This window comes from Mariniplasma anaerobium (genome assembly GCF_016865445.1).
Lineage (GTDB): Bacteria > Bacillota_I > Bacilli_A > Acholeplasmatales > Acholeplasmataceae > Mariniplasma > Mariniplasma anaerobium.
On record NZ_AP024412.1, the window covers coordinates 229,232 to 255,951 of the forward strand.

Here is a 26,720-nt window from a genome sequence, read left to right on the forward strand (position 1 = left end):
GAAGAAAAGGTTAAGGAAAAAAGGGCGCACAGTGGATGCCTAGGCACTAAGAGCCGATGAAGGACGCAACTAACGGCGAAACGCCACGGGGAGCAGTAAGTACGCGACGATCCGTGGGAATCCGAATGGGGAAACCCGGCATATGGAAGATATGTCATCCGATTTATCGGAAGGGAAACGCAGGGAACTGAAATATCTAAGTACCTGTAGGAAAAGAAAGTAAAAACGATTTTGCTAGTAGCGACGAGCGAACGCGGAGGAGCCTAACACTATAATAGTTACAAAACCGCACACTAAAAGAACAGCGTGGGAAAGCTGACCATAGAAGGTGAGAGTCCTGTATTTGACAGTGTGTGGACTAGAGTGTTGAGAAGTACGGCGAGACACGAGAAATCTTGTCGGAAGACGTGAGGACCATCTCATAAGGCTAAATACTACTTAGTGACCGATAGTGAACCAGTACCGTGAGGGAAAGGTGAAAAGAACCCCGGGAGGGGAGTGAAATAGATCCTGAAACTGTGTGCTTACAATTAGTCAGAGCCCGTTAATGGGTGATGGCGTGCCTTTTGTAGAATGAACCGGCGAGTTACGGTATCTAGCAAGGTTAAGCTTTAAGGAGTGGAGCCAAAGCGAAAGCGAGTCTGAATAGGGCGATAAGTTAGGTGCTGTAGACCCGAAACTGAGTGAGCTAGCCATGAGCAGGTTGAAGTTTGGGTAAGACCAAATGGAGGACCGAACCAGGACACGTTAAAAAGTGTTTGGATGACTTGTGGCTAGGGGTGAAATTCCAATCGAACTCAGAGATAGCTGGTTCTCCCCGAAATAGCTTTAGGGCTAGCGTTAACGTATAAGTTTTATGAAGGTAGAGCACTGAATGTGTGATGGCCCCACCTCGGGGTACTGAGCCCAATCAAACTACGAATGTCATAAAATATAGTTAGCAGTCAGACTGTGGGTGATAAGGTTCATGGTCGAAAGGGAAAGAGCCCAGACCGTCAGATAAGGTCCCAAAATTGATGCTAAGTGGAAAAGGAAGTGAAGATGCACAGACAACTAGGAGGTTGGCTTAGAAGCAGCCATCCTTTAAAGAGTGCGTAAAAGCTCACTAGTCGAGTGACTCTGCGCCGAAAATGTACCGGGGCTAAGCATCATACCGAATCTACGGATTGACAATTTATTGTCAGTGGTAGGGGAGCGTTCTAACAGCAGTGAAGATAGATCGGAAGGACTATTGGAGCGGTTAGAAGTGAGAATGCCGGTGTAAGTAACGAAAAGACAGGTGAGAATCCTGTCCGTCGAAAACCCAAGGTTTCCAGGGGAAGGTTCGTCCGCCCTGGGTAAGTCGGGGCCTAAGGTGAGGCTGAAAAGCGTAGCCGATGGATAGCAGGTAGAGATTCCTGCACTAGTTTATAAACTGATGGAGTGACAAAGGAGGCTAACATCCGCCCATAATTGGATTTGGGACAAGGAAACGAGCTTGATGTGTAGGCAAATCCGCACATCGCTAAGAGTGAGTTTCGGTAGGTAAAGGATGATGACGTCAAACTTTCAAGAAAAGCTTCTAGGGTTAATTTATAGACTACCCGTACCGTAAACCGACACAGGTGGGTAGGTAGAGAATACTAAGACGCGCGAGAAAACTCTTGTTAAGGAACTCGGCAAAATGACTCCGTAACTTCGGGATAAGGAGGACTTTTAATGAAAAAAAGAAGTCGCAGAGAATAGGCCCAAGCGACTGTTTATCAAAAACATAGGTCTATGCTAAACCGTAAGGTGATGTATATGGACTGACGCCTGCCCGGTGCTGGAAGATTAAGAGGAGATGTTAGGCAACGAAGCATTGAATTGAAGTCCCAGTAAACGGCGGCCGTAACTATAACGGTCCTAAGGTAGCGAAATTCCTTGTCGGGTAAGTTCCGACCCGCACGAAAGGCGTAACGATTTGGGCACTGTCTCAACAAGAGACTCGGTGAAATCAAGCTGCCGGTGAAAACGCCGGCTACCCGCGACAGGACGAAAAGACCCCATGGAGCTTTACTGTAGCTTGATATTGACATTGGGTGTAAGATGTACAGGATAGGTGGGAGACTAAGAATCTAGAACGCTAGTTTTGGAGGAGTCGTCCTTTGGATACCACCCTTCGTGCATCTGATGTCTAACTTGCCTAAGTGTATTAGGGAGGACAGTGTCTGGTGGGCAGTTTGACTGGGGCGGTCGCCTCCTAAAGAGTAACGGAGGCGCCCGAAGGTACCCTCAGAATGGTTGGAAATCATTCGTAGAGCGCAAAAGCATAAGGGTGCTTGACTGCGAGACAAACAAGTCGAGCAGGGACGAAAGTCGGGTTTAGTGATCTCTCTGTACCGCATGGAAGGGCAGAGACTCAACGGATAAAAGCTACCCTGGGGATAACAGGCTTATCGCTTCCAAGCGTTCACAGCGACGAAGCGGTTTGGCACCTCGATGTCGGCTCGTCGCATCCTGGAGCTGGAGAAGGTTCCAAGGGTTGGGCTGTTCGCCCATTAAAGCGGCACGCGAGCTGGGTTCAGAACGTCGTGAGACAGTTCGGTCTCTATCCGTCGTGGGCGTTGGAGATTTGAAGGGAGCTGCCCCTAGTATGAGAAGACCGGGGTGGACATACCACTGGTGCACCAGTTGGCCTGCCAAGGCCACAGCTGGGTAGCTAAGTATGGAAGGGATAAACGCTGAAAGCATCTAAGCGTGAAGCCCACCTTAAGATGAGATCTCCCAATTTAGTAAGACCCCTTGAAGACTACGAGGTTGATAGGCTGGGTGTGGAAGCGTGGTGACACGTGAAGCTGACCAGTACTAATAGGTCGAGGACTTAACCTTATTAATATTTTCATTCATTTACAAAGAATTTATCTAGTTTTGAGAGATGTCTGGTGACGATAGCGAAGTGGTCACACCTGTTCCCATGCCGAACACAGTAGTTAAGCACTTCAGCGCCGAAAATAGTTCCAAGGAGCGAAGATAGGACGTTGCCAGGCAGCATCTCTAATTAATGGGAGTTTAGCTCAGTTGGGAGAGCATCTGCCTTACAAGCAGAGGGTCAGCGGTTCGAGCCCGTTAACTCCCACCATTAATTTGCCGAAATAGCTCAATCTGGTAGAGCAACTGACTTGTAATCAGTAGGTTGCGGGTTCAATTCCTGTTTTCGGCACCAGTATTTGACCCGTTAGCTCAGGTGGTAGAGCACTTGACTTTTAATCAAGGTGTCGAAGGTTCGAATCCTTCACGGGTCACCAAAAATGAATGCCTCGATGGTGAAATTGGTAGACACGTGGGACTTAAAATCCCATGGATGATGAATCCGTGCCGGTTCAAGTCCGGCTCGAGGTACCATACCTTTTTTTAAGGGGCCTTAGCTCAGCTGGGAGAGCGCCTGCCTTGCACGCAGGAGGTCAGGGGTTCGAGCCCCCTAGGCTCCACCAATATTATAGTAATTATGCCCTCCAAGCTAATTACTATAAGACTATTGGTATTTATTTCTTAACAACTTACTTTCATATTTCTTATTATAGGAATATGTAGTCTGGCGGCGTAGCTCAGCTGGTTAGAGTGCACGGTTCATACCCGTGAGGTCGTGGGTTCGATTCCCCCCGCCGCTACCAGTTTGGACCCGTAGCTCAGTTGGTTAGAGCTACCGGCTCATAACCGGTCGGCCGTAGGTTCGAGTCCTACCGGGTCCACCAACTTTTATTTTTTCAAGTAATATGTGTTATAATAAGTGGAGGAATACCCAAGCTTGGCTGAAGGGATCGGTCTTGAAAACCGACAGGCTGTAAAAGGCGCGGGGGTTCGAATCCCTCTTCCTCCGCCATCAGTAGTTTAATAATTTTATATTTTTTATATCGCGGGATAGAGCAGTCAGGTAGCTCGTCGGGCTCATAACCCGGAGGTCGTAGGTTCAAATCCTTCTCCCGCAACCAAATGGTCCGGTGGTGTAGGGGTCAACATGCCTGCCTGTCACGCAGGAGATCGCGGGTTCAAATCCCGTCCGGACCGCCAATTATTAGGCTCTGTAGCTCAGTCGGTAGAGCAAAGGACTGAAAATCCTTGTGTCGGGAGTTCAATTCTCCCTGGAGCCACCACTAACTAATAGCAAAGCCATTAAGTGGCTTTTTTTATTTTTATAAACATTGATACATAGTAAAGGTCAAATATTAACACTACCTCATAAAAATACCACACTCAGACATCTGAATGTGGTATTTTTCTATAGGGGTTCAAATCTATCGCTGGTGGATATTGACGAAATTTAATTATTTTTCAACATATTGATGACAGATGGAGAATAAGGGAGTAGATCCTTAATCTCTTTTTTATTGATATTATCTAAAACATATTCTAAATATTTTGAAACATTAACATCGTTAATTCTTGCTGTTCTAATGATTGAAAACAGCTTTGTCGTATATCTTGCTCCATCATATGATCCAGATGTCATAAAAACTTTTCTATTAATCACGAAGGGTCTAACTGCTCGCTCTGCGATATTATTTGTAATTTCCACATAACCACTTGTTAAATATGTCGTTAGTTCAGGCCATACTTTTTTTGTATAGGAAACTGCCTTTTCTATTGCGGAGTTTGTTTTATAGTCATGCTTAAAAATAAGATCTTCTAGCTCTTTTAGTATCTTAGGATGATCTTGTTGTCGCTTGGTTAAAATCTCACTAGGTAAGAGGTTTTGCCGCTTATAGGTTGCTTCTTCATGAAAGAGCTTGCCCATGACATCAAGAATCTTTACAGCGTAACTTTCTTTTTTCTTATCTTGTGGTAGAGCTTTAAGAATATCTACAAATCGTCTTCTTGCGTGTGCGAAGCACCTTTGTAATTTGATCTTATCATTTTCTCTTTTTAGTTTTGTATAGCCTGCATAATCATCACAGACAATAACCCCTTCATATGCTTTTAACCACCTTGCTGTTTGATCAACGGCTCTTGATTCATGAAAATCATAAATCGCGATTTGCTGATCATAATAGCTTGATGTATAGACATATACATAACTTTTCTTACGCATTTGATCTGATAAAGGTCTTTTGCTGATAGAAAGCGTTGTCTCATCTGCGTGAATAACCTTTGCTTGATTATTAAGCAAATCATCTTTCATCTGTTTATAAATTGGCGTTAAGATAGATGCCATTTTTGCCATATATAAAGCGAGGTTTTGTTTTGAGACTTCAATTTTAAGGGTTTCTTTAAGGTGTCTTGATAAGTGCTCAAAAGGAATGCCGAGCTCATATTTATGATAACAGATGTATGAAGCGAAAGAATGCGTCATGACGCTTCCTGGAAATAAAGATGTTGAAAGTGGATAATAGATTTGATTATCCTTTGGATTACAGTTTTTGCATTTGCAGCTTTGTTTAATGATCTTTGTGACCTTAAGGGTTGCGGGTATAGACTCAACCACATAACGTACTTTTTCTGATGCGATGGATAATTCCCCTTTACATGTTGGGCACGTGTCTATCTCAGGCTTTTCATATCTAGTTTCACTCACGTGACGCTCAAAATCAAAAGACTCAAAGTTTTTACGCTTTTTCTTTCTTATCTTTTTTTCTTTACCTAATGTTTCTACTTCGTTAATAATGACTGCTGATATGCTTTCGCTCTTAGGTATAAATGTCTTGATCCGTTCTATATTATATTTTTCAGTTAAGATCTCTTTGTCACTTAAAATCAAGTTTAACTTTGTGTTAAGCTTAAAAATGAGACGATGATTCTTCTCGTTTTCTTTTAAAAGTTTTATATTTACTTTCTTTAGGTGCTCGATTTCTTTAAGCGCTTGGTTTAAGTTCATGTGTTTAGTATAGCACATTTTTGAACTTTTACTATATATATTTATATATATAGTAAATCTCAAAATTTAATACCCTATTTCTTTGTTTTTCTCATCAATGACTTTCAGTCCCTTTAAAAGCGCTTTAAGATCACTTGCTTGATACCCTATCTCTTTTGAATCTTTGGGCCATTTAAACTTTGTGAAGTTTATTTTATTGATCAGTAACCACGTTCCATATTCATCTTCATAATAGATTTTGATTGTCTTTCTATTTTTTGAACAAAAGACAAATAGGGTATACATCATCTCAATGGGTCTAAAGTTACACGATAATAGAATTTGGAGTTTATGCATACCTACACGCATATCCATATCTTTTGAATAGAAATAGATTTTCTTTATGTTCCTATAATCAATCATAAATAACCTCTAAGATTTTTAAAGCTTGTTCTAGAGAGGTTGTGATTTTGATTTGTTTGCTTTCTATCACGACTATCGAGTGATCAAAACGTGAAAAGTGTGTTGATTTCTTTGTAATCTCATCGCCTTTTAACATATTAAGTCTGATGTTTTCTTCATTGATGAGTTCTCCTGGTCTATCACTTATATTGTCAATTCTTATAAAGTCACCTTCTAAGTGATTAAATGCCGCTACCCAGTCTTTAAGTGTTGATCTATTAAATTTGTGTTGTCTTGCGAATTCACTTAGACTCAAATTTGACGCTCTATAGTTTTTGACCGCATCTAGACGCGCTCTATTTGTATAATGTTTTGACATTTTCTTTGTCCTCTTTTCTCTACCTATAGCATACAAAAAAACACCCTAAATTATTAGAGTGTTAATATTTGACCTTTACGATACATATGCTATTAATTGAATAAATGATTGTACTCAAACTTAATGTAAATTCTTTGACTATGACATTGATACCATGTAGAATATATAAAAATAGGAGGATCACAAATGAAAAAAATATCATTATTATTTATGGCCATTGCATTTATTTTAGTTATAGTGGGCTGTGCCACAGAAGTAAATTCTATGCCAGAGTATATAGATCTAACACCAGAAGAAGCTAAAGAGCTTATAGATAACACGCCAGATTTAATTATTATAGATGTATCACCATATTTCTCACAAGGTCGTATTCCAGGTGCTGTTAATTATTATGTTGGAGATGGATCACTCGATGATGCTATTCCGTCACTTGATAAAAATAAAGCTTATTTAGTATATTGTCATGCTGATAGTGCATCTATATTAGGTGCTAGTAAACTTATAGAGGCTGGTTTTGAAAATGTTTATAGACTAGAAGGAAACTACGCAGCTTGGGTAGCAGCTGATTATCCAGTAGATACTAATTAATTCTATATGCAATGCAATTAAAATGTCGATACAATAAATTAAGCTGAATTCATACCTCATTTCATTTTGAAATGAGGTTTTTATTTTTATTAAAGTAATTCTCTACATATTTTATTACTATAAAGATAGAAATGGAAGTGTTAGGATATGTCAATAAAATCAATGTATATTTTTAATAAAATGACAGAGTTATCTATATTCACTAATGAATTGGAAAAAATAGATTGGAAAATTGAAAAAGAATATTTAAAAGATAGAGCGATTTTTTATGCAAAACTAAAAATATTCACCTTAATGAAACAAACATTCCTGGATAAAAAAATATCAATTTTTGCATTAAAAGATGAGGAAGTCATTACATGGATTGATACGTTAACTTTGTTAAGGCGTCTGTTGTTAATTCTTTTTAAACAAGGTGTTGATACAGATAAAATATCTATTATAATGGAATACCCATTAATTTTTGGAAATCATATGAGAGCTGATTATTTGTTAATCTATGATCAACTCATTATTGTTTTAGAGTTTGGAATGTTTAATCAAGATGAGAGACGTAGCGAAGAAAGATATACTAAAAAGCTGCAAGAATCAAATAGCTATAGACAATTATTGGCAAATCTAATAAATTCAAAAATTGAAGTTGTGAATTATGTAATGATATATAGACCAGAATATTCAAGAAATCAAAAGCAATATTTAAAAGAAAATATTTTATACAACAATGAGGAGTTACATAAATTAGTTAAATTTATTAGTCATTTGATAAAATTACAAGATGTTTCACGTCCAATGTATCAATTAGCATACTTAAATAACATAAATTAGTTATTATATTTGACATTAATTTTGAATGTGTTATTATTATATTAAATAATATTTGAAATTCAAAATATTTGAAGGAGAAAATAAAATGTCAGAAAAAATAGGTTTAGTAGTTTGCGGTAACTCTGGTGTTGATTATATGTCACTTAATTACCCAGTAAAATTAATAAGATCAACATTAAATTTAGATGGCAAGGAATATGAAGATTACATAGATATTCAAGCAAATGAGTTTTATAAAATGATTGAAGAAAATCCAAATATAGATGTCTCAACATCTCAAACATCAACTGGAAAAATAGCAAGTGTTTATGAAGAATTAAAAGAAGAAGGCTATACTGATGTCATAGTAGTAGTAATCTCATCCAAATTAAGTGGAACTTTTCAAGGAGCTATTTTAGCTAAACAATTAGTTAAGGATTTAAATGTATATGTTTTAGATTCAAGAACAGTTTCTTATGGTGAAGCTTATTTAGTTATTGAAGCTATAAGATTAATAAAAGAAGGTAAAAAAACAATAGAAATTATTGATTACTTAGAAAAAATAAGAGATCATATATATATCTATGTCTTAGTTGATACACTTAAGTTTTTAGTTAAAAATGGCCGTTTATCAGCAACCAGTGGTTTTTTAGGAACTTTATTAAAAATAAAACCATTACTACATATACAAAAAGATGGAAGTTTGGTTCCATTTGAGAAAATTAGAACAACTAGTAAGGCGCAAAGTAGATTAATTGAAGTTCTTGAAGATAATATTCGTGATAAAAATGTTATAATATTTATAGCGTACACAAACAATAAAGATAAAGCTCAAGAAATAAAAGATATTCTTTTACAAAAAAGAAAAGATGTTACTATTGAGTTGGTACCTTTGACACCAGTCGTCGGTGCACATGCTGGTCCTGGAACTTTGGGAGTAGGATATATTGAAATATAATAAAGGATGTGAGTTTCATGGTTTCCCCAAAAGAAGTCATAAATGAATTAATAGTTGATGTTTTTAATCAAATTCTATCAATTGAATCAGATGTTTTAAAAGAACGTGGCGTGAAACTTTCGATGACAGAAGTGCATGTATTAGAAGCTATAAAAAATACAGAAGATCCCACAATGGGAAATGTTGCAAATAAACTTAGAATTACCATGGGGACACTTACGACGTCAGTCAATGTTTTAGTTAAGAAAGAATATGTTAATAGATACAGAGATGAGAAAGATAGAAGAAAGGTTTACCTTGAACTTAACGACCAAGCCAAAGAAGTGTTGGCTATTCATGATGAATTCCATGAAGAAATGGTCAGTTCTTTACTTAAAGACCTTAATTTGGAAAAAGATAAAATATTATTAAAGTCTTTAGAAAATATTAGTAATTATTTTAAACAAAGATATTAAAAAAACACCTTAAAAAGTGTTTTTTTTGAAAAAAAGTCTCCCTTTTTTAGCCTACAAATGTTATAATAATAAAGTATGAAATGGAGGTAAGATGATGAGCAAATATGTATATGGAATAGATGTGGGTGGAACTAGTATTAAAATAGGTCTATTTAATTTTGAATCTATGGATATGATTAATGATTTTGAAGTTGAAACTCCGAAACTAAATCACAAAGATTCAATATTTGAAACCATATACCAAGGCATTATATCAAATAACGAAATTAATAATATTTTGATGGATGATATATTAGGTGTCGGTATAGATGTACCATGTCCTGTAAAAAAAGGATATGTTCATACATGTGCTAATTTAAATTTAAATGATACTGACTTAATTAGTAGTATGAAAAAATATTTGCCAGATCATGTTGAACTTGTTGCTGCTAATGATGCAACTATTGCAGCTTTTGGGGAAAATGCCTCTTTAAAAAATCCATATGATAATGCAGTTTTAATTACATTGGGAACGGGAGTGGGTGGTGGAGTAATACTTGATGGAGCAATTGTAGAAGGTGCAACTGGCTTAGGTGGAGAAGTAGGACATATTAGAGTCTATGATGAAGAAGAAAAAGTATGTGGATGTGGATCTAAAGGCTGTTTAGAACAAATTTGTGGTACAGCTGGAATTTTAAACTATACAAAAAATCTATTACCAAACGACACTTCAATACTAGATAAAGACCAATTGACAGTTAAAGCAATTTTTGATGCAGCTAAAAAAGGTGATCCTGTAGCTTTAAAAACAGTTCATAGAGTCGCCAAGTATATTGGAATTGCTGCAAGTATTTTATCAATAATTAATGAACCTGATGTGTTCATCATTGGTGGTGGAGTATCTAAATCAGGTAAATTTTTAATTGATTTGATTCAAATGTATTATAAAGAAAATGCAAGATTCACTACCGGGGATATACCTTTTAAATTAGCTATGACGGGTAATCAAGCTGGTATAATTGGGTCTGCTATGTTAGTAAAGAGTGTTATTGTTAGCACATAAAAATATATAAATATGGGGGATTACAACTAGTGGGAAATCAGTATTTTGGTGATTTTTTAGCACTCGGAAGAATAGTGCAATTTGATGGAAGTAAACGGAATAAAAAATACACAAAAAAAGAAATAGCTTTATTGTTAGAAGAAATAGGAATGGTTATCAAGAATAACATCTATAGTTTTCATACTAAATACTACGAAGACAATTATATTGAAGGGTTATTTGATTTCAGTTATATAGCATCACCATTCAACTCAAAACTTTTAGTAGATTTGATGATGGATGGGTTCTATAATAGTGATATAGGTTTCAGCGATATCTTTAGTAAAGCTATCAAAAAATACCAACAAAAAACATCTAATAATTCGTTTATTATTTTTTTTAAGGAAGATCAAATTGAGCTTCTTAATGAAAAAATAATTGAATTAAAAGATAGAATTGTATCTCAAATAGATCGATTACTTATTCAAGATATCGTCTCTAAAATAAATGAAGATGTCATAATCAATGTAAATCATTTTAAAAAAGAATATTTATATGAATTACCAAAAAATATAAAGGGATTTATATGTAAGAGATTGGAAAGACCAGAATTAATTTTGGAGTTAAGTGTTGCTTATGAGATTCCAATCTTGTTGACATCGAGATCTTATTCAAATGCAGCTTTTGCTATTATAGATGGAATAAACAAAAAAGCATATCTAAATCCAAACACAATTAAAATTAAAAACGCAATAGATTTAAAAAACTCGTATACATTTACTTTAGGCGAGGATCCGATTTATAGTTCCGAAGAGATTAAGTTTTATGCATCTCTTGTAGATAAAAAAGATTTTGATAGAGCAAATTCCTCTACTTGGTATGCAGGTGTAGCTTTGTTTAAGACAGAATATATGTATATCACAAAAGGGTACACACCTACTTTTGATGAGCAAGTAGAGTTATATTGCAATTTATTAGAGACATTTAAAGATAAATTAATCCAGATTAGGATCCCCTCATTCGATGAAGTTATGTCTATTGATTATGAGGGTGAGATATTTACTGATCTAGAACATGTTAGAGATTATTCAAGAATATTTTTTACAAATATCACTGCTATTCAAAAAGCTTCAGAACTTACAAATAAAAGAATAAGTATAATCATACCGATGCTCAGAATGGGATTAGAAATTGAAAAGTGGAAGGATCTTATTCAGGGTTACACAGGGTTCTCTACATCTGATGTAAAAAGACTACTATTTTCAATTATGATGGAAACAGAATCAGCATTTATGTATTATGAAGATTATAGATATGTTGATTCAACAATCTTCGGGTTAGATAACTATATAGACGAGTGTATGGAAAAGTCAAAATATGACAAGATTGATTATGAAGAGTTTATGCTTCAAGCTTTTCCGGATTTGGAAGGTGCACATCAATACTTTAGAAGAACTGGTATTAAATTACTGCACTTTGTTCAAGGTAACATTCTAAAAGATCCTAAGATATTAAGAAAATTCATGAATAAAGGATTTAAGCACTTTATAATCCCACTTTCACATATTAAGAAAGCTGGAGAAGTGCTGTTTGCAAAAGAGTCAGTCAAAGGTAAATACAAAGATGTTTATGCTAAAAGGAAAAAAAAGAAAGAAAACGATAAATAATATAAAAAAAAGGAGATAAAAGGTTGCTTTTATTTCCTTTTTAATATATAATTATAACGCTCGTGTGATTACATGAGCAGGCTGTGAAATGGGAGGTTGCCGACACACGGATACCCGTTGTCTATGTAGTTGGGTTTTTCCACGGAGCAAGTCTATACAAGATTATAGGCGAAAGGAGCTATTATAATGGCAAAAGATGTAATTAAAATTCGTTTGAAGGCTTACGATCACAGATTATTAGATCAAGCTGCTAAGAAGATTGTAGAAAGTGCATTAAGAACTGGGGCTACTGTTCAAGGTCCTATTCCTCTTCCAACTGAAAAGGAAATATTCACAATCCTACGTTCACCACATGTTAACAAAGACTCACGTGAACAATTCGAGCGCAGAACTCATAAGAGATTGATCCAAATTATTGATCCAAACCCAAAAACAATCAGTGCATTGATGGACATTGATTTACCATCAGGTATTGATATTGTATTGAAAAAATAATTTAAAATTAGAAAGAGGTTAAAAGTATGGCCAAAGGAATCTTAGGTAGAAAACTTGGGATGACACAAATTTTCGGTGAAAATGGCGTGTTAATTCCAGTTAGCGTTATAGACGTGGCTGACAATGTAGTCCTACAACAAAAAACTATTGAAACAGATGGTTATGTAGCTACACAAGTTGGTTTCGAAACTAAACGTGAAAAATTAAGTAACAAGCCTGAACAAGGGCACGTGAAAAAAGCTAACACAGCACCTAAGCGCTTCGTTAAAGAAATCCGCTTTAAAGAAGAGCTTAAAAATGAAATGGTGGATATAGCCGTAGGTGACCCTGTGAATTTAGACTTATTTGTAGTTGGCGAAGCAGTAGATGTAACTGGTACATCTAAAGGTAAAGGTTTTGCAGGTAGTATTAAGAGACACAATCAATCTCGCGGTCCGATGGCGCATGGTTCAAGATATCATCGTAGACCAGGTTCTATGGGAGCTGTTAAGGGTAACATTAAGGGTAAGAACTTACCTGGACATATGGGACACGAAAGAGTTACTATTCAGAATTTAGAAGTTGTTGGTGTTGACTTAGAAAATCAATTATTGCTTATAAGCGGAAGCGTTCCAGGACCTAAAAAAGGACTTGTACTCGTAAGATCTGCTGTTAAAAGTGGTAAATAAGGAGGGTTATTATGCCAAAAGTAGACATTTTCGATCAATCAGGTAAAAAAGTAGCAGACCTAACCTTATCAGAATACGTATTTGGTATTGAACCACATCAACAAGCATTATTTGATGTAGTCAATGCACAAAGAGCAGCGATGAGACAAGGTACTCATGATGTAAAAAATCGTAGTGAAGTATCTGGTGGTGGTAGAAAACCATGGAGACAAAAAGGTACAGGTAGAGCACGTCAAGGTTCGACTCGTTCACCACAATGGCGTCATGGTGGTATAGTTTTTGGGCCAACACCTAGAAGTTATGCAGTTAAGCTAAATCAAAAAGTGCGTCAATTAGCTTTAAGATCAGCTTTATCATATCAATTAGCACAAGGACAATTAAAAGTTGTTGATTCAGTTGAATTAGATGCACCAAAGACAAAACTATTCCGTGATGTATTAGCAAATCTAAATGTTGTAGGAAAAACATTAGTTGTTGGTAAAACATTTACACAAAATGAAGTGCTTGCATCAAGAAATTTACCTAGAGTTGCATTTTCATTAGCTAATCACGTGAGTGTTTATGATGTATTAAACTGTAAAAATTTAGTATTAACTAAAGATGCAGTTGAATCATTAGAGGAGGTATTAGGTAATGATTAAGTTTTATGATATTATCAAAGCCCCAATTATTACTGAACAAAGTACACAATTAATCGAAAGTCAAAACAGATACACATTTAAAGTTGACAAAAAAGCTAATAAAGTTGAAATCAAAAAAGCGATTGAAGCAATATTTAGTGTAAATGTACTTTCAGTTAATACAGTAAACGTATTACCTAAGTTTAAAAGAATGGGTAAATATGAAGGGTACAAACCTGCTTATAAGAAAGCAGTAGTTAAGATTGCTGAAGGCCAAAAGATAGATGCCTTTACAGTATAAGTGAAAAATTAGAGGAGGTTTAACCAAATGGCGGTTAAAAAGTACAAAGCGACCTCAAATGGTCGTCGTAACATGAGTGTTTTAACTTATGACGAAATTACAACATCTACTCCTGAAAAATCACTACTTGAGCCAATCTCTCGCACAGGCGGACGTAACAACCAAGGTAAGATTACCGTTAGACATATCGGTGGCGGTGCGAAAAGAAAATATCGTGTAATTGATTTTAAAAGAAATAAAGACAATATTATTGGAAAAGTGGCAACGATCGAATATGATCCAAACCGTTCTGCTAATATCGCTTTAATTCACTATGTAGATGGAGAAAAAAGATATATATTAGCACCTAAAGGATTAGAAGTAGGAATGGAAATCCTTTCTGGAGCACAAGTAGATATCAAAACAGGAAATGCATGTCCAATTATGAGCATTCCAGTTGGTACTGTAGTTCATAACATCGAATTAAGTCCTGGTAGAGGTGGACAGATAGCTAGAAGTGCTGGCGCATCTGCTCAAATCTTAGGGCGTGAAGAAAAATACGTTTTAGTACGGTTGCAATCTGGTGAAGTTCGTAAGATTTTAGGAACTTGTCGTGCTACAATTGGTACCGTTGGTAATGAATCATGGGAATTAGTAAATATCGGTAAAGCTGGTAGAACTAGACACATGGGCGTAAGACCAACAGTTCGTGGTTCTGCAATGAACCCTAACGACCATCCACATGGTGGTGGTGAAGGTAGAACACCAATTGGTAGAAAATCACCAATGACCCCTTGGGGTAAGAAGGCTCGCGGAGTTAAAACTCGCGACAATAAAAAAGCGTCAAACGACTTAATCGTTCGTCGTCGTACGAAGTAGGAGGAAAATCATGGCACGTTCAGTCAAAAAAGGACCATTTTGCGATTTGCACTTATTAGTTAAAGTTCAAGCTCAAAATGACACTAACAAAAAGAAAGTGATCCAAACTTGGTCACGTCGTTCAACTGTTTTCCCAGACTTTGTTGGACACACGATTGCAGTTTATAATGGTAAATCTCATGTTCCAGTTTATATAACTGAAGATATGGTTGGCCACAAGCTTGGTGAATTTGCACCAACTCGTACTTATCATGGACATGGTAAAGAAGACAAGAAAGCTAAGAAGAAGTAATTGGAGGAGAAAATGATGGAAACTAAAGCTATAGCTAAAACCGTTCGCATTGCTCCCCGTAAGGTTAGATTGGTTATCGATTTAATCCGCGGTAAAAACATTAAAGAAGCGCAAGCAATCCTAATGTTTACACCACGTGGTGCCTCACCAATTATTCTTAAGGTGTTAAATAGTGCTGTTGCGAATGCAGAGCACAATAATAATGCAAACGTTGAAGAATTATATGTTAAAGAAGCATATGTTAATGAAGGAGTTCGTCTAAAAAGACTTTTACCTAGAGCTAAGGGTCAAGGCGACATTATCAAAAAAAGAACTAGCCACATAACTATTGTTGTGGCAGAAAAAGAGTAGGGGTGAAGAGACATGGGTCAAAAAGTTAATCCGATTGGTATGCGTGTTGGTATCATCCGTAACTGGGATTCAAGATGGTATGCTGATAAAAATAGCGTTCCAGCACTAGTTAAGGAAGATGCAAGCATTCGTTCATATCTTAATGATTTTTATAAAAAAGCCGCTGTTTCTCACGTTGAAATCGAACGCGTTAAAGGTAGAGGCGGTAAAGATCGTGTAAAAATCACTTTACACACAGCAAAACCTGGTATCGTAATTGGCCGTGATGCTGAAACTAAGAAAAAAGCAGTTGCTCAATTAGAAAAAATTTCTAATAAAGAAATTGTATTTAATGTAGTTGAAGTTAAACGTCCTGAAAGAGTAGCATCTCTTGTTGCACAAAACATAGCAGAACAACTAGAAAATCGTGCATCATTTAGACGTGCTCAAAAAATTGCAATGCAACGTGCACTTAAAGCCGGAGCTAAAGGTTGTAAAACATTAGTTTCAGGTCGTTTAGGTGGAGCAGAAATGGCTAGAAGCGAAGGATATTCAGAAGGACAAGTTCCTCTACATACACTTCGTGCAGATATTGATTATGCAACAGCAGAAGCACATACAACGTATGGTGTATTAGGTATCAAAGTTTGGATTTATAATGGTGAGGTATTACCAGGACAAACAAGAGAAGGAAACCTAAGAAAGCTTGATGAAAGAGCTCCACGTCCACCAAGACGCGGTGGTCGCAATAATCATAACAACAACAGAGGAGGCAAATAATTATGTTAATGCCTAAAAGAACAAAATTCCGTCGCCCACATAGAGTTAGTTATGAAGGTAAAGTAAAAGGTAGAAATGAAATCTTAAATGGTGATTTCGCACTTATTGCTTTAGAAGGCGCATGGATTACAAACCGTCAAATCGAAGCTGCTCGTATCGCGATGACAAGACATATGAAAAGATTAGGGAAAGTATGGATTAATATATTCCCGCATTTAGCAAAAACAAAAAAACCACTTGAAGTGCGTATGGGTTCCGGTAAAGGTGCTCCAGATCACTGGGTAGCGGTTGTTAAACAAGGTAAGATCATGTTTGAAGTGAATGGAGTTTCTGAAGCAATTGCAAAAGAAGCACTACGTTTAGCATCACACAAATTACCTATAAAAACAAAAATTGTTAAAAGAGGTGAGCAAGCGTGAAAGCGACAGAAATTAGAAAAATCAGTACACCTGATTTAGAAAAACGCATTGTCGAGCTTAAAGCAGAATTATTTAACTTACGCTTTCAACTTGCAGTAGGTCAACTAGAAAATACGGCTCGAATTAGTATAGTTAAAAAGACGATTGCACAAATGAAAACAATCATCAGTGAACGTACTGAATAAGGAGGATACCATGGAACGTAAACAAAGAAAAGTATATACGGGAATTGTTGTATCTGACAAAATGGATAAGACGATTACCGTGGTTGTCGATACATACAAAAAAGCACCTTTATACAGTAAAAGTGTAAAGGTTTCAAAGAAATTTCATGTGCATGATGAAGAAGGTTTAGCAGGAATTGGGGATAAAGTTACCATTATGGAAACTCGTCCACTATCTAAAACTAAGAGATTCCGTCTCTTAGAAGTTCTTGTTAAAGCCGACTTAGTATAAGGAGGATATAAAACATGATTCAACAAGAAAGTAGATTAGTTGTTGCTGATAACAGTGGCGCTAAAGAAGTCCTTGTGATTAAAGTTTTAGGGGGAACCCGTCGTCGTTATGCTAATATCGGTGATGTTGTCGTCGTAACAGTGAAGAAAGCTACACCAGCCGGAATGGTAAAAAAAGGTGAAGTTTTAAGAGCAGTTATCGTACGTACAGTAAAAGGTCTTCGTCGCGCAGATGGCTCATACATCAAATTTGATGAAAATGCAGCAGTTATAATTAAAGATGATATGAATCCACGTGGAACCCGTATTTTCGGTCCAGTGGCAAGAGAGTTAAGAGATAAGAACTTTATGAAGATCGTTTCTCTAGCTCCAGAAGTACTATAAGGAGGTCTCGTCTATGTATATTAAAGCTGGAGACACAGTTGCAGTGATTGCCGGACGCGATCAATTTGTAACTGACAAAAAAGGAAACAAGACACGTAAGACAGGCCGTGTGCTACGTGTATATCCAAGTACTGATCGTGTGTTAGTAGAAGGCATTAACATGGTTAAAAAACACCAACGCCCAACACAAGCAAACGATAAAGGCGGCATTTTAGAAAAAGAAGCACCGATTCATGTTTCTAATGTAGCGATTATAGATCCTAAATCTGGTAAACCTGCACGTGTAGGTTACCGTTTGAAGACAGATAAAAATGGCGAATTAGTATTAGGTACAAATAATAAACCTATTAAAGTACGCTATGCTAAAAAATCAGGCGAAAGCCTAGATAACTAAGGAGTTTGAACAATGAGTGTAATTAAAGAAAAATACGAAAATGTTGTCAAACCCGAACTTATTAAGGCATTCAACTATACATCTGTTATGGAAGTTCCAAAAATTGATAAAATTGTAGTGAATATGGGCATCGGTGATGCAGTATTCAATCCAAAAGTTTTAGATGATGCAGTAGAAGAATTACAATTATTAACAGGACAAAAACCTATCATTACTAAAGCTAAAAAATCAATATCTAACTTCAAATTAAGAGAAGGTATGCCAATTGGGGCGAAAGTTACCCTTCGTGGCGAAAGAATGTATTACTTTTTAGATAAGTTAATTTCAATCGCACTACCTCGTGTACGTGACTTTAGAGGAATTTCAGGAAATTCATTTGATGGTCGCGGAAACTACACAGTTGGTGTAAGAGAACAAATTATATTCCCAGAAATTAGTTTAGACAAAGTAAAAAAAGTTCGTGGAATGGACATTGTTATTGTAACAACGGCAAAAACAGATCAAGAAGGACGTGCATTATTAAGTCAACTTGGTATGCCGTTTAAGAAGTAAGGAGGCGTATTATGGCAAAGAAATCAAAAATTGTAAAAAATGATAAGCGTAAAGTAATAGTAGAACGCTATCGCGAACAAGTTGCAGAGTTAAAAGCTAAAGGTGATTACCTAGCTTTACAAAAACTACCAAGAAATGCATCAGCAACTCGTGTAAGAAATCGCGATTCAATAGATGGTCGTCCACGCGGCTATATGCGCAAGTTTGGCTTGTCACGTCTAACATTTCGTGAATTAGCACACAAGGGAGAAATTCCTGGTGTTAAAAAAGCAAGCTGGTAATTAAGGAGGAATAAACATGGTTATGACTGATCCGATTGCGGATATGCTAACGCGTGTTCGTAACGCAAATAGAATGCGTCATGAAAAAGTAGAAATGCCTGCTTCTCGTTTAAAAGCTGATATATTAGCAGTTCTTAAAAAAGAAGGCTTCATCGTTAGCTACAATGTAGTTAAAGAGGGAGTACAAGGTAAAATAGTTGTTACCTTAAAATACACTGATCTTAAAGAACGTGTAATTAAAGGTTTAAAAAGGATATCGAAACCAGGACTTCGTGTATATACATCTGTAGACGAATTACCAAAAGTTTTAAATGGTTTAGGGATTGCATTAATCTCTACATCTAAGGGTATCATGACAGATCGCGAAGCACGTTTAGCTCAAGTTGGCGGCGAAGTGCTTGCTTACGTTTGGTAAAATAAGGAGGAAATTATGTCACGAATAGGTAATAAAGTGATTCAAGTTCCTGCTAACGTTACTGTAACGGTTAGTCCAGAAAACTACGTAGTAGTTAAAGGTCCAAAAGGTCAACTTGAATATCAATACAATCAAAATTTAACAATTAAGTTGGAAGGTAACGAAATTGCAGTTACTCGTCCAAATGATGAAATTTTTTCAAGAAAAATTCATGGAACAACTCGTGCTCTTATTCAAAATATGATCACTGGTGTTGTAGATGGATTTAAAAAACAACTAGAAATCCGTGGTGTAGGTTATAGAGCACTATTACAAGGCAACACGGTAGTATTATCAATGGGCTTTTCTCACCCAGTTGAATTAGAGATACCAGAAGGCGTTACAGTTACAATTCCAAAAAACACAGACGTAATTATCGAAGGCGTTGACAAACAAGCCGTTGGCGAATTTGCTGCTAAGATAAGAAAAGTTAGAAAACCAGAACCATATCTTGGTAAAGGTATTCGCTATGTTGGGGAATATGTACCTCGTAAAGCTGGAAAGACTGCTAAGTAAGGGAGGACATCAATATGATTAAGAAAAAATCAACAAACGAATCGAGATCAAAACGTCATTTACGTATTAGAAAAATTGTTAAAGGGACACCAGATAGACCAAGATTAAGTGTTTATCGTTCAAATCTTGCAATTTATGCGCAATTGATCGATGATGTCAATCAAACGACTTTATTTAGTGCTCGTAGTCAAGAAGCAGGTCTTAAAAATTCAAACATTGAATCTGCTAAGACAGTTGGAAAATTAATTGCCGAAAAGGCTCTTGCTGGTGGTGTTAAACAAGTAGTATTTGACAGAAGTGGTTATTTATATCACGGACGTATTAAAGCACTTGCTGAAGCAGCGCGTGAAGCAGGATTACTATTCTAAGGAGGAGACGTACATGGCTAGAGATAGATATAAAAAGCAAGAACAAGAAAAACAATTCGAAGAACGTGTTGTTTCAATCAACCGTGTAACCAAAGTTGTTAAAGGTGGACGTCGTTTCCGTTTTGCTGCCTTAGTTGTGATCGGCGATCAAAAAGGTAAAGTTGGATTTGGTACTGGTAAAGCTTCAGAAGTACCTGATGCAATTAAAAAAGCAATCGAAAATGCAAAATCAAATTTAATGACTGTACCAACAGTTGGAACTACCATTCCACATGAGGTTACAGGAACATACGGAGCAGGTAAAGTATTTTTAAAACCAGCTTCAGAAGGTACTGGAGTTATTGCTGGTGGGGCCGTTCGTGCTGTATGCGAACTTGCTGGCATTAATGACATATTATCAAAATCAATAGGAACATCAACACCAATCAATATGGTTCGTGCAACATTTGCTGGTCTTAAGGAATTAAGAACTGCTGAAACAGTTGCTAAACTTCGTGGCATTGATGTATCGGAGCTTGGATAATATGAAACTAGAAATCAAATTAACCAGAAGTTTAATTGGTAGAAAACCTAATCAAGTTAAAACAGCACATGCATTAGGATTACGTAAAATGAATCAAGTTGTAGTTAAAGAATCTAATGATGCTATTATTGGTATGATTAAAACGATTTCTCACTTGGTTTCAATTAACGAAATAGAGTAAGGAGGTAGAACCATGTTAAATGAATTAAGACCCGTAGCAGGTGCTCGAAAAAAGCGCAAACGTTTAGGTAGAGGGCCAGGTAGTGGTACTGGAGGAACCTCTGGTAAAGGTGACAAAGGTCAACTTGCTCGCTCAGGTGGTGGACCTCGTCCAGGTTTTGAAGGTGGACAACTTCCATTTTTCCAAAGACTTCCAAAAAGAGGTTTTAAAAATGTTAACCGTAAAGAATTTGCTGTTATCAATATGTCAGAATTAAATCTATTTAATGATGGCGATGTTGTAACTCCAGAAGCATTAATCGCTAAAAATGTTTTAAAGAAATTACAATCAGGCGTTAAAGTATTGGCGAATGGTAACTTAGAGAAGAAGTTAACAGTTAAAGCTCACTCATTCTCAAAAGCTGCTGAAGCAGCAATCGTCAAAGCCGGTGGAACAGTAGAGGTGATTTAAAGTGTGGTTACGTATTAAAAGAATTCTAAGTAATAAAACAGTGATGCTAAGATTAGCATTCACATTAGCTATATTATTAGTCGTTAGAATTGGTAGTCATATTACGGTCCCACTATTTGATACCACGGCAATTGTTGATTTCATGAATCAAAGTGGTAGTTTCGTTGCAATTTTAAATAATTTCAGTGGTCAATCACTTGAACGATTCTCAATATTGTCATTAGGTATCTCACCATATATTACAGCTTCAATTGCTATTCAGTTATTACAAATGGTTATTCCACAATTAAAAGAGTGGAGTGAACAAGGTGAAACTGGTAAACAAAAGATTAATCAAGCAACTCGTTATTTAGCAATTATATTAGCATTTTTACAAGGTTACGCTTTAATTATTGGTGTATCCGTAGGTCCAGGTACAGCACTTATTCCAAGCTTAGATGCTTCAATAACATCTAGTGGCGTTAGATATTTCTTCTATATTTATATGGCACTTATTATGGCTGGTGGTACTGCACTTATGATATGGCTTGCTGGATTAATCACTAAAAAAGGTGTAGGTAATGGTACATCATTATTAATTGTTGCAGGTATTGTAACAAGTTTACCAACCATGTGGACAACTCTATGGACTAAATATATCATCAATGGCGTTTCAGGTTGGTCAATCGTATGGTTTATCATTATATTATTATTATACTTAGGCATTTTACTTGGTGTTGTGTATATGCAAATTGCAACTAGAAAGATCCCAGTACAATACGCAAATCGTCAAGGCAAATCAGATTCAAATATTCCAATGAAACTTAATAGTGCTGGAGTTATCCCTGTTATCTTTGCACAAACAATTATGAGTATTCCTCTAACTGTTGCAGGATTCGCAGGAGCATCTGGTACTGGAGGTTGGATAAGCAATATCTTTAGTACAGGTAAGCCTATTGGATTTATTTTATATGTTATTCTAATTGTTATCTTTACATTCTTCTATTCATTTATGACAATCAACCCAGAGAAGATTGCAAATAACTTGTCGAATTCAAATGCTTACGTTCCAGGTATTAGACCAGGACAAGATACTCAAGATTACGTAGCAAAATTATTATTTAAGATTACTGTTATCGGAACTACTTATTTAGTATTACTCGCAGTATTACCTATATTAACTTCCGTAGTATTTGGATTTACAGGTAGTGATGCACAAGCAATTACTTTAGGTGGTACAAGTTTACTAATTATTGTCGGTGTTGCTATTGAGACTACACAACAAATCGAAACGGACGCAAGTCAAACAGCTTATAGCGGCATTTTCAATTAAGATAAGGATGATGACTATGCGAATCATTATCATGGGCCCACCTGGTGTAGGTAAGGGCACAGAAGCAGAATTATTGATTAAAGATTTTAACATACCACATATCTCAACAGGTAATATCTTTAGAGAATTATATAGAGATAAAACAACAGTTGGCAAAATCGCTAAATCATATATTGATAAAGGCGAATTAGTCCCAGATGATATTACCAATGAAATCGTACGCAATCGACTATCAAAACCAGATGTTGAAAAAGGATTCCTTTTTGATGGATATCCTAGAAATATTGAACAGGCAGAAGCCTTCGATCGAATTCTTGATGAAAAAGGTTGGAAACTTAATGCAGTGATCAATATACAAACATCAGATGAATTGATTATTAAACGTATTAGTGGACGTAGAGTATGTGAAGATTGTGGATCAATCTATCACCTTGAAAACAATCCACCAGAAATAGATGGTGTTTGTGATAAATGTGATGGTAATTTGATTCAAAGAGATGATGATAGTCAGGAAACTGTTCTAAGAAGATTAAGAATCTATTATGATCAAACAGAACCTGTTATCGGATATTATAAACATTCAGGCATAATGATTAATGCAGATGGCTCAAATGCTATTTCAAAAAATCATGCTGATATTATGAAAGCTTTAGGTGAAATGAATTGATTCAAATCAAATCAGAACGCGAAATCGAGTTGATGAGAGAAGCAGGTGGCATCTTAGATATGACACGAAACATGTTAAAAGAACATGTTAAACCTGGTGTATCGACACATCATCTCGATCAGCTCGCCGAAAATTATATTAAGAGTCTTGGAGCAATCCCATCATTTAAGGGTTATCATGGCTTTCCGGGATCCATTTGTGCTTCAGTGAACGAAGTTGTTGTTCATGGTATACCTTCAAAACGTAAAGTTTTAAAAGAAGGAGATATCATAACATTAGATTTTGGTGTTATTTATAAAGGATATCATGCTGATTCAGCAACTACTTATCCGGTAGGACATATTGATGAAAAACTAGAAAAATTATTAAAAATCACAGAAGAATCATTATATGTTGGTCTAGCAGAAGCGAAACCAGGAAATCACGTATCAGATATATCACATGCTATTGAAGCATATGTAAAACCATATGGATATGGCATTGTTGAAGAGTTTACTGGTCATGGTATTGGTAGAGAATTACATGAAGAACCGTATGTCCCTAATTTTGGACAACCTCATCAAGGACCTATTTTAAAACCAGGCATGACATTTTGTGTAGAACCTATGATTAATTTAGGTACTAAACGTGTAAAAGTCTTAGCAGATAACTGGACAACTGTCACTATTGATCGCAAACCTAGTGCTCATTTTGAACACATGATTGTGATTACAGAAACTGGATATGACATTTTAACATTATTAAAAAAGGAGTGAATCTATGGCAAGAGAAGATTTAATCGAAGTAGAAGCAAAAGTAATTGAAGTATTACCTAACACGAAGTTCAAAGTTGAACTTATTCAAAATGGCCATATTGTATTGGCTCACGTATCTGGTAAAATCCGCATGCATAACATACGCATTTTACCTGGTGATAAAGTAACAGTAGAGTTGTCACCATACGATTTATCACGCGGCCGAATAACATATCGCCGTAAGTAAGGAGGATCACTTATGAAAGTGAAAGCATCAGTAAAAAAAAGAAGTGAAGACGATATTATCGTCAAACGTAAAGGTAAAGTTTACGTAATTAACAAAAAAATTAAAAGACATAACCAAAGACAAGGTTAATAAGGAGGAACTATGGCAAGAATAGCAGGTATTGACGTTCCACGCGACAAAAGAGTCGTTATATCGTTGACCTATATATACGGTATTGGGTTATCAACATCCAAAGAAATCCTAAAAAATGCTAACGTTAGTGAAGAGACTCGTGTCAAAGCATTAACAGAAGATGAATTAAATCGCATTCGTACTGAAATCGGGAATTTTATAGTAGAAGGTGATTTACGTAGAGAAACTACATTAAATATTAAACGTTTAATGGAAATTGGTTCTTACAGAGGCATACGCCATCGTAGAGGATTACCTGTTCGTGGACAAAACACAAGAAACAACGCACGAACAAGAAAAGGTAAACCAAAGGCAATCGCCGGTAAGAAGAAATAAGGAGGAATAAATCATGGCACGTAAAAAAACAACGAAAAGAAAAGTAAGAAAAAATATTCCCCTTGGTGTAGCACACATTCATACAACATTTAACAATACAATCGTAACTATCACTGATATTGATGGGAATGCTATCGCTTGGAGCAGTGCTGGAGCACTTGGCTTTAAGGGAAGTAAAAAATCAACACCTTTCGCTGCACAAATGTCTGCAGAAGCTGCAGCTAAGTCAGCTATGGATAATGGTATGCTAAGAGTAGAAGTTTCAGTTAAAGGACCTGGTCCAGGACGCGAAGCAGCTATTAGATCGTTACAAGGAGCTGGATTAGAAATTACAGCTATTAGAGACGTAACACCAGTACCACACAATGGATGTAGACCGCCAAAACGTCCACGTGGATAATCTTAAGGAGGGGTAACTAGTGAAAGATTTAAAGTTTGAAAAACCAACAGCAGTTGAAGAAATTTCGAAAGATGGATATAAAGGACGTTTTGTCATTAAACCATTAGATCGTGGGTATGGTATTACTTTAGGTAATGCACTTCGTAGAGTTTTATTATCTTCATTACCAGGAGCAGCAATCGTAAGCATTAAAATCGACGGTGTAGAACATGAGTTCTCAACAATCGAAGGTGTTTATGAAGATGTTATGGGTATTGTATTAAACTTAAAAAAAGTCATTTTCAAAGTAGAATCTACTGATCCGGAATTTGAACAAAAACTTGAATTATATATGGTAGGTGCAGGAAAGGTCACTGCAGCTGATTTTAACCATGTTGATGGTATTGAAATTGTAAATCCAGATCAAGAAATAGCTAACCTAGCTGATGCAGGAAGACTTTCTATGGAAGTCACTGTAAGAAGAGGCGTTGGCTATGTGAGCGCCGAGAAAAATAAGGCTTATATTAATAATGAAAAAAGCGTTATCCCAATTGATTCAATCTATACTCCAGTAACTCGTGTTTCTTATCATGTTGAAAAAACATTAAGAGATCATGATGAATTGGCTTTAGATATTGAAACAAATGGTGCGATTGAAGCAAAAGATGCATTAGCATTAGCTTCAAAAATGCTTATTGACTACTTTAGTGTTATTGTAGAAATTAGTGAGCAAGCTCAAGAATCTGATTTCATCTATGAACAAGAAGAAGAACCAGTTAATAAAAAGCTAGAACTTACAATTGATAAACTTGATTTATCTGTTAGACTATATAATAGTTTAAAACGTTCAGGTATATCTACAGTTGCACAAATTGTGAGTCAATCTGAAGAAGATGTTATGAGATTTAGATCATTAGGTAGAAAATCATTTAAAGAATTAAAAGAAAAACTATTAGAGCATGGTCTAGAATTTAAGAATTCTTCAAACAAAGAATCGAAATTTCATTTAGACGATGAAGAGAAGGAGTAAATCATGGCTTATAGTAAATTAGGACGCAGAAGCGACCAAAGAAAAGCTTTGTTACGTGATTTAGTAACAGACATTATCATTTATGAAAGAATTGTTACTACTGAATCTAAAGCAAAAGAATTAAAAAAACTTGCTGATAAGATGATTACTTTAGCTAAAGACGGTTCATTAAGTGCTAGAAGACAAGCAGCTGAAACAGTTCGTCATGAACCAGTTAAAGAGGGTCAAGACGCTGTTCAAAAACTATTTTCAGAACTTGGACCAAGATACCAAGATAGAACTGGTGGCTATACTAGAATCATTAAAACAGTTCCAAGACGTGGCGATGCTGCGCCTATGGCAATTATAGAATTCGTATAATAAAATCAAACAAGCTTCGGCTTGTTTTTTTTATAATCTTTACATGGATTTTCCTTGTTATTTCACCCAAATCATATTAC

At 36.1% G+C, this 26,720-nt stretch carries 39 protein-coding genes, 11 tRNA genes and 2 rRNA genes; 49 read left to right on the forward strand and 3 right to left on the reverse strand.

Annotated elements, in window-relative coordinates:
• The first annotated feature begins 8 nt into the window (after positions 1–8).
• The 13 genes from MPAN_RS01075 (at position 9) to MPAN_RS01135 (ending at position 4,112) form a co-directional block, all read left to right on the forward strand.
• A 23S ribosomal RNA gene (locus tag MPAN_RS01075) occupies positions 9–2,850 on the forward strand.
• 49 nt (positions 2,851–2,899) lie between these two features.
• Positions 2,900–3,008: ribosomal RNA gene (rrf, locus tag MPAN_RS01080) — 5S ribosomal RNA — on the forward strand.
• Positions 3,009–3,024: 16 nt separating this feature from the next.
• A tRNA-Val gene (locus tag MPAN_RS01085) sits at positions 3,025–3,100 on the forward strand.
• Positions 3,101–3,107: 7 nt separating this feature from the next.
• Positions 3,108–3,184, forward strand: a tRNA-Thr gene (locus MPAN_RS01090).
• A 6-nt stretch (positions 3,185–3,190) separates the two neighbouring features.
• Positions 3,191–3,266 (forward strand) — tRNA-Lys (locus tag MPAN_RS01095).
• 9 nt (positions 3,267–3,275) lie between these two features.
• A tRNA-Leu gene (locus MPAN_RS01100) sits at positions 3,276–3,363 on the forward strand.
• Positions 3,364–3,376: 13 nt separating this feature from the next.
• A tRNA-Ala gene (locus MPAN_RS01105) sits at positions 3,377–3,452 on the forward strand.
• A 103-nt stretch (positions 3,453–3,555) separates the two neighbouring features.
• Positions 3,556–3,632: transfer RNA gene (locus MPAN_RS01110), tRNA-Met, on the forward strand.
• Positions 3,633–3,636: 4 nt separating this feature from the next.
• Positions 3,637–3,713 (forward strand) — tRNA-Ile (locus tag MPAN_RS01115).
• 37 nt (positions 3,714–3,750) lie between these two features.
• Positions 3,751–3,841: transfer RNA gene (locus MPAN_RS01120), tRNA-Ser, on the forward strand.
• A gap of 32 nt (positions 3,842–3,873) precedes the next feature.
• Positions 3,874–3,950, forward strand: a tRNA-Met gene (locus MPAN_RS01125).
• Between the two features lie 3 nt (positions 3,951–3,953).
• Positions 3,954–4,029: transfer RNA gene (locus tag MPAN_RS01130), tRNA-Asp, on the forward strand.
• Between the two features lie 7 nt (positions 4,030–4,036).
• Positions 4,037–4,112: transfer RNA gene (locus MPAN_RS01135), tRNA-Phe, on the forward strand.
• Positions 4,113–4,279: 167 nt separating this feature from the next.
• Here MPAN_RS01135 and tnpC read toward each other — a convergent pair.
• The 3 genes from tnpC to MPAN_RS01150 all read right to left on the reverse strand — a co-directional run bounded on the left by tnpC (position 4,280) and on the right by MPAN_RS01150 (position 6,590).
• Positions 4,280–5,830 (reverse strand): IS66 family transposase, encoded by a 1,551-nt coding sequence (gene tnpC / locus MPAN_RS01140; protein WP_231756793.1) that lies wholly within the window; start codon positions 5,828–5,830, stop codon positions 4,280–4,282.
• A gap of 66 nt (positions 5,831–5,896) precedes the next feature.
• Complete coding sequence (tnpB, locus tag MPAN_RS01145; RefSeq protein ID WP_231756794.1) at positions 5,897–6,232, reverse strand: IS66 family insertion sequence element accessory protein TnpB; 336 nt, start codon at positions 6,230–6,232, stop codon at positions 5,897–5,899.
• Entirely contained in the window at positions 6,225–6,590 is a 366-nt protein-coding gene (locus tag MPAN_RS01150; RefSeq protein WP_176238418.1) for a helix-turn-helix domain-containing protein, read from the reverse strand. Before MPAN_RS01150 ends, tnpB begins: the two co-directional genes overlap by 8 nt.
• Positions 6,591–6,776: 186 nt before the next feature.
• On the opposite strand from MPAN_RS01150, the gene MPAN_RS01155 reads away from it, so the two are divergent.
• From MPAN_RS01155 to rplQ, 36 genes are all read left to right on the forward strand, one after another.
• A complete protein-coding gene (locus MPAN_RS01155; RefSeq protein WP_176239760.1) occupies positions 6,777–7,178 on the forward strand; it encodes a rhodanese-like domain-containing protein in 402 nt (133 codons plus the stop codon).
• Positions 7,179–7,325: 147 nt separating this feature from the next.
• Positions 7,326–8,003: a hypothetical protein gene (locus MPAN_RS01160; RefSeq protein WP_176239759.1), complete on the forward strand. Its 678-nt coding sequence runs from the start codon at positions 7,326–7,328 to the stop codon at positions 8,001–8,003.
• A gap of 85 nt (positions 8,004–8,088) precedes the next feature.
• Positions 8,089–8,940: a DegV family protein gene (locus tag MPAN_RS01165; RefSeq protein WP_176239758.1), complete on the forward strand. Its 852-nt coding sequence runs from the start codon at positions 8,089–8,091 to the stop codon at positions 8,938–8,940.
• A 17-nt stretch (positions 8,941–8,957) separates the two neighbouring features.
• A complete protein-coding gene (locus MPAN_RS01170; RefSeq protein ID WP_176239757.1) occupies positions 8,958–9,395 on the forward strand; it encodes a MarR family winged helix-turn-helix transcriptional regulator in 438 nt (145 codons plus the stop codon).
• Between the two features lie 94 nt (positions 9,396–9,489).
• Positions 9,490–10,437 (forward strand): ROK family protein, encoded by a 948-nt coding sequence (locus MPAN_RS01175; RefSeq protein ID WP_176239756.1) that lies wholly within the window; start codon positions 9,490–9,492, stop codon positions 10,435–10,437.
• A 29-nt stretch (positions 10,438–10,466) separates the two neighbouring features.
• Positions 10,467–12,083, forward strand: coding sequence for a putative PEP-binding protein (locus MPAN_RS01180; protein WP_176239755.1), 1,617 nt, complete (start codon positions 10,467–10,469; stop codon positions 12,081–12,083).
• A gap of 186 nt (positions 12,084–12,269) precedes the next feature.
• Entirely contained in the window at positions 12,270–12,578 is a 309-nt protein-coding gene (gene rpsJ / locus MPAN_RS01185) for a 30S ribosomal protein S10 (RefSeq protein WP_176239754.1), read from the forward strand.
• Positions 12,579–12,604: 26 nt separating this feature from the next.
• Positions 12,605–13,246 (forward strand): 50S ribosomal protein L3, encoded by a 642-nt coding sequence (gene rplC / locus MPAN_RS01190; RefSeq protein WP_176239753.1) that lies wholly within the window; start codon positions 12,605–12,607, stop codon positions 13,244–13,246.
• 11 nt (positions 13,247–13,257) lie between these two features.
• Positions 13,258–13,887 (forward strand): 50S ribosomal protein L4, encoded by a 630-nt coding sequence (gene rplD, locus MPAN_RS01195; RefSeq protein ID WP_176239752.1) that lies wholly within the window; start codon positions 13,258–13,260, stop codon positions 13,885–13,887.
• The gene (gene rplW, locus MPAN_RS01200) at positions 13,880–14,167 is read left to right on the forward strand and encodes a 50S ribosomal protein L23 (protein WP_176239751.1); all 288 of its coding nucleotides are present in this window, start codon (positions 13,880–13,882) and stop codon (positions 14,165–14,167) included. Before rplD ends, rplW begins: the two co-directional genes overlap by 8 nt.
• Before the next feature lie 27 nt (positions 14,168–14,194).
• Positions 14,195–15,025: a 50S ribosomal protein L2 gene (gene rplB / locus MPAN_RS01205; protein WP_176239750.1), complete on the forward strand. Its 831-nt coding sequence runs from the start codon at positions 14,195–14,197 to the stop codon at positions 15,023–15,025.
• A gap of 10 nt (positions 15,026–15,035) precedes the next feature.
• Entirely contained in the window at positions 15,036–15,317 is a 282-nt protein-coding gene (rpsS, locus tag MPAN_RS01210; protein ID WP_176239749.1) for a 30S ribosomal protein S19, read from the forward strand.
• 15 nt (positions 15,318–15,332) lie between these two features.
• Complete coding sequence (rplV, locus tag MPAN_RS01215; RefSeq protein WP_176239748.1) at positions 15,333–15,668, forward strand: 50S ribosomal protein L22; 336 nt, start codon at positions 15,333–15,335, stop codon at positions 15,666–15,668.
• A 12-nt stretch (positions 15,669–15,680) separates the two neighbouring features.
• A complete protein-coding gene (gene rpsC, locus MPAN_RS01220; RefSeq protein WP_176239747.1) occupies positions 15,681–16,427 on the forward strand; it encodes a 30S ribosomal protein S3 in 747 nt (248 codons plus the stop codon).
• 2 nt (positions 16,428–16,429) lie between these two features.
• Positions 16,430–16,846: a 50S ribosomal protein L16 gene (rplP, locus tag MPAN_RS01225; RefSeq protein ID WP_176239746.1), complete on the forward strand. Its 417-nt coding sequence runs from the start codon at positions 16,430–16,432 to the stop codon at positions 16,844–16,846.
• Positions 16,843–17,031, forward strand: a complete 189-nt coding sequence (rpmC, locus tag MPAN_RS01230) for a 50S ribosomal protein L29 (protein WP_176239745.1) — start codon at positions 16,843–16,845, stop codon at positions 17,029–17,031. Before rplP ends, rpmC begins: the two co-directional genes overlap by 4 nt.
• 10 nt (positions 17,032–17,041) lie before the next feature.
• Positions 17,042–17,302, forward strand: a complete 261-nt coding sequence (gene rpsQ / locus MPAN_RS01235; protein WP_176239744.1) for a 30S ribosomal protein S17 — start codon at positions 17,042–17,044, stop codon at positions 17,300–17,302.
• Positions 17,303–17,316: 14 nt separating this feature from the next.
• Positions 17,317–17,685, forward strand: coding sequence for a 50S ribosomal protein L14 (gene rplN, locus MPAN_RS01240; protein ID WP_176239743.1), 369 nt, complete (start codon positions 17,317–17,319; stop codon positions 17,683–17,685).
• Positions 17,686–17,698: 13 nt separating this feature from the next.
• Positions 17,699–18,079, forward strand: a complete 381-nt coding sequence (gene rplX, locus MPAN_RS01245) for a 50S ribosomal protein L24 (RefSeq protein ID WP_176239742.1) — start codon at positions 17,699–17,701, stop codon at positions 18,077–18,079.
• Positions 18,080–18,091: 12 nt separating this feature from the next.
• Positions 18,092–18,631, forward strand: a complete 540-nt coding sequence (gene rplE, locus MPAN_RS01250; RefSeq protein ID WP_176239741.1) for a 50S ribosomal protein L5 — start codon at positions 18,092–18,094, stop codon at positions 18,629–18,631.
• An 11-nt stretch (positions 18,632–18,642) separates the two neighbouring features.
• The gene (gene rpsN, locus MPAN_RS01255) at positions 18,643–18,912 is read left to right on the forward strand and encodes a 30S ribosomal protein S14 (protein ID WP_176239740.1); all 270 of its coding nucleotides are present in this window, start codon (positions 18,643–18,645) and stop codon (positions 18,910–18,912) included.
• 16 nt (positions 18,913–18,928) lie between these two features.
• Positions 18,929–19,327 carry a 30S ribosomal protein S8 gene (gene rpsH, locus MPAN_RS01260; protein WP_176239739.1) on the forward strand — a complete coding sequence of 133 codons (399 nt, stop codon included), beginning with the start codon at positions 18,929–18,931 and terminating at the stop codon, positions 19,325–19,327.
• Between the two features lie 15 nt (positions 19,328–19,342).
• A complete protein-coding gene (gene rplF / locus MPAN_RS01265; protein WP_176239738.1) occupies positions 19,343–19,882 on the forward strand; it encodes a 50S ribosomal protein L6 in 540 nt (179 codons plus the stop codon).
• Between the two features lie 14 nt (positions 19,883–19,896).
• Positions 19,897–20,250 (forward strand): 50S ribosomal protein L18, encoded by a 354-nt coding sequence (gene rplR / locus MPAN_RS01270; RefSeq protein WP_176239737.1) that lies wholly within the window; start codon positions 19,897–19,899, stop codon positions 20,248–20,250.
• 13 nt (positions 20,251–20,263) lie between these two features.
• Complete coding sequence (gene rpsE, locus MPAN_RS01275; protein ID WP_176239736.1) at positions 20,264–20,773, forward strand: 30S ribosomal protein S5; 510 nt, start codon at positions 20,264–20,266, stop codon at positions 20,771–20,773.
• Position 20,774: 1 nt separating this feature from the next.
• On the forward strand, positions 20,775–20,954 hold the full coding sequence (rpmD, locus tag MPAN_RS01280; protein ID WP_176239735.1) for a 50S ribosomal protein L30: 180 nt from the start codon (positions 20,775–20,777) through the stop codon (positions 20,952–20,954).
• A gap of 12 nt (positions 20,955–20,966) precedes the next feature.
• Positions 20,967–21,404: a 50S ribosomal protein L15 gene (gene rplO, locus MPAN_RS01285; protein WP_176239734.1), complete on the forward strand. Its 438-nt coding sequence runs from the start codon at positions 20,967–20,969 to the stop codon at positions 21,402–21,404.
• A 1-nt stretch (position 21,405) separates the two neighbouring features.
• Positions 21,406–22,716, forward strand: coding sequence for a preprotein translocase subunit SecY (gene secY, locus MPAN_RS01290; protein ID WP_231756795.1), 1,311 nt, complete (start codon positions 21,406–21,408; stop codon positions 22,714–22,716).
• A 16-nt stretch (positions 22,717–22,732) separates the two neighbouring features.
• Positions 22,733–23,383, forward strand: a complete 651-nt coding sequence (locus MPAN_RS01295; protein ID WP_176239733.1) for an adenylate kinase — start codon at positions 22,733–22,735, stop codon at positions 23,381–23,383.
• Positions 23,380–24,138: a type I methionyl aminopeptidase gene (gene map, locus MPAN_RS01300; protein WP_176239732.1), complete on the forward strand. Its 759-nt coding sequence runs from the start codon at positions 23,380–23,382 to the stop codon at positions 24,136–24,138. The genes MPAN_RS01295 and map overlap by 4 nt, the downstream gene beginning before the upstream one ends.
• A 4-nt stretch (positions 24,139–24,142) precedes the next feature.
• Positions 24,143–24,364 (forward strand): translation initiation factor IF-1, encoded by a 222-nt coding sequence (gene infA, locus MPAN_RS01305; protein WP_176239731.1) that lies wholly within the window; start codon positions 24,143–24,145, stop codon positions 24,362–24,364.
• A gap of 12 nt (positions 24,365–24,376) precedes the next feature.
• Positions 24,377–24,493, forward strand: a complete 117-nt coding sequence (rpmJ, locus tag MPAN_RS01310; protein WP_176239730.1) for a 50S ribosomal protein L36 — start codon at positions 24,377–24,379, stop codon at positions 24,491–24,493.
• A 12-nt stretch (positions 24,494–24,505) separates the two neighbouring features.
• The gene (rpsM, locus tag MPAN_RS01315) at positions 24,506–24,871 is read left to right on the forward strand and encodes a 30S ribosomal protein S13 (protein ID WP_176239729.1); all 366 of its coding nucleotides are present in this window, start codon (positions 24,506–24,508) and stop codon (positions 24,869–24,871) included.
• Between the two features lie 13 nt (positions 24,872–24,884).
• Positions 24,885–25,271, forward strand: a complete 387-nt coding sequence (gene rpsK, locus MPAN_RS01320) for a 30S ribosomal protein S11 (RefSeq protein WP_176239728.1) — start codon at positions 24,885–24,887, stop codon at positions 25,269–25,271.
• Positions 25,272–25,290: 19 nt separating this feature from the next.
• Positions 25,291–26,280: a DNA-directed RNA polymerase subunit alpha gene (locus tag MPAN_RS01325; RefSeq protein ID WP_176239727.1), complete on the forward strand. Its 990-nt coding sequence runs from the start codon at positions 25,291–25,293 to the stop codon at positions 26,278–26,280.
• Between the two features lie 3 nt (positions 26,281–26,283).
• Entirely contained in the window at positions 26,284–26,640 is a 357-nt protein-coding gene (gene rplQ, locus MPAN_RS01330; RefSeq protein ID WP_176239726.1) for a 50S ribosomal protein L17, read from the forward strand.
• The last annotated feature ends 80 nt before the right edge of the window (positions 26,641–26,720 follow it).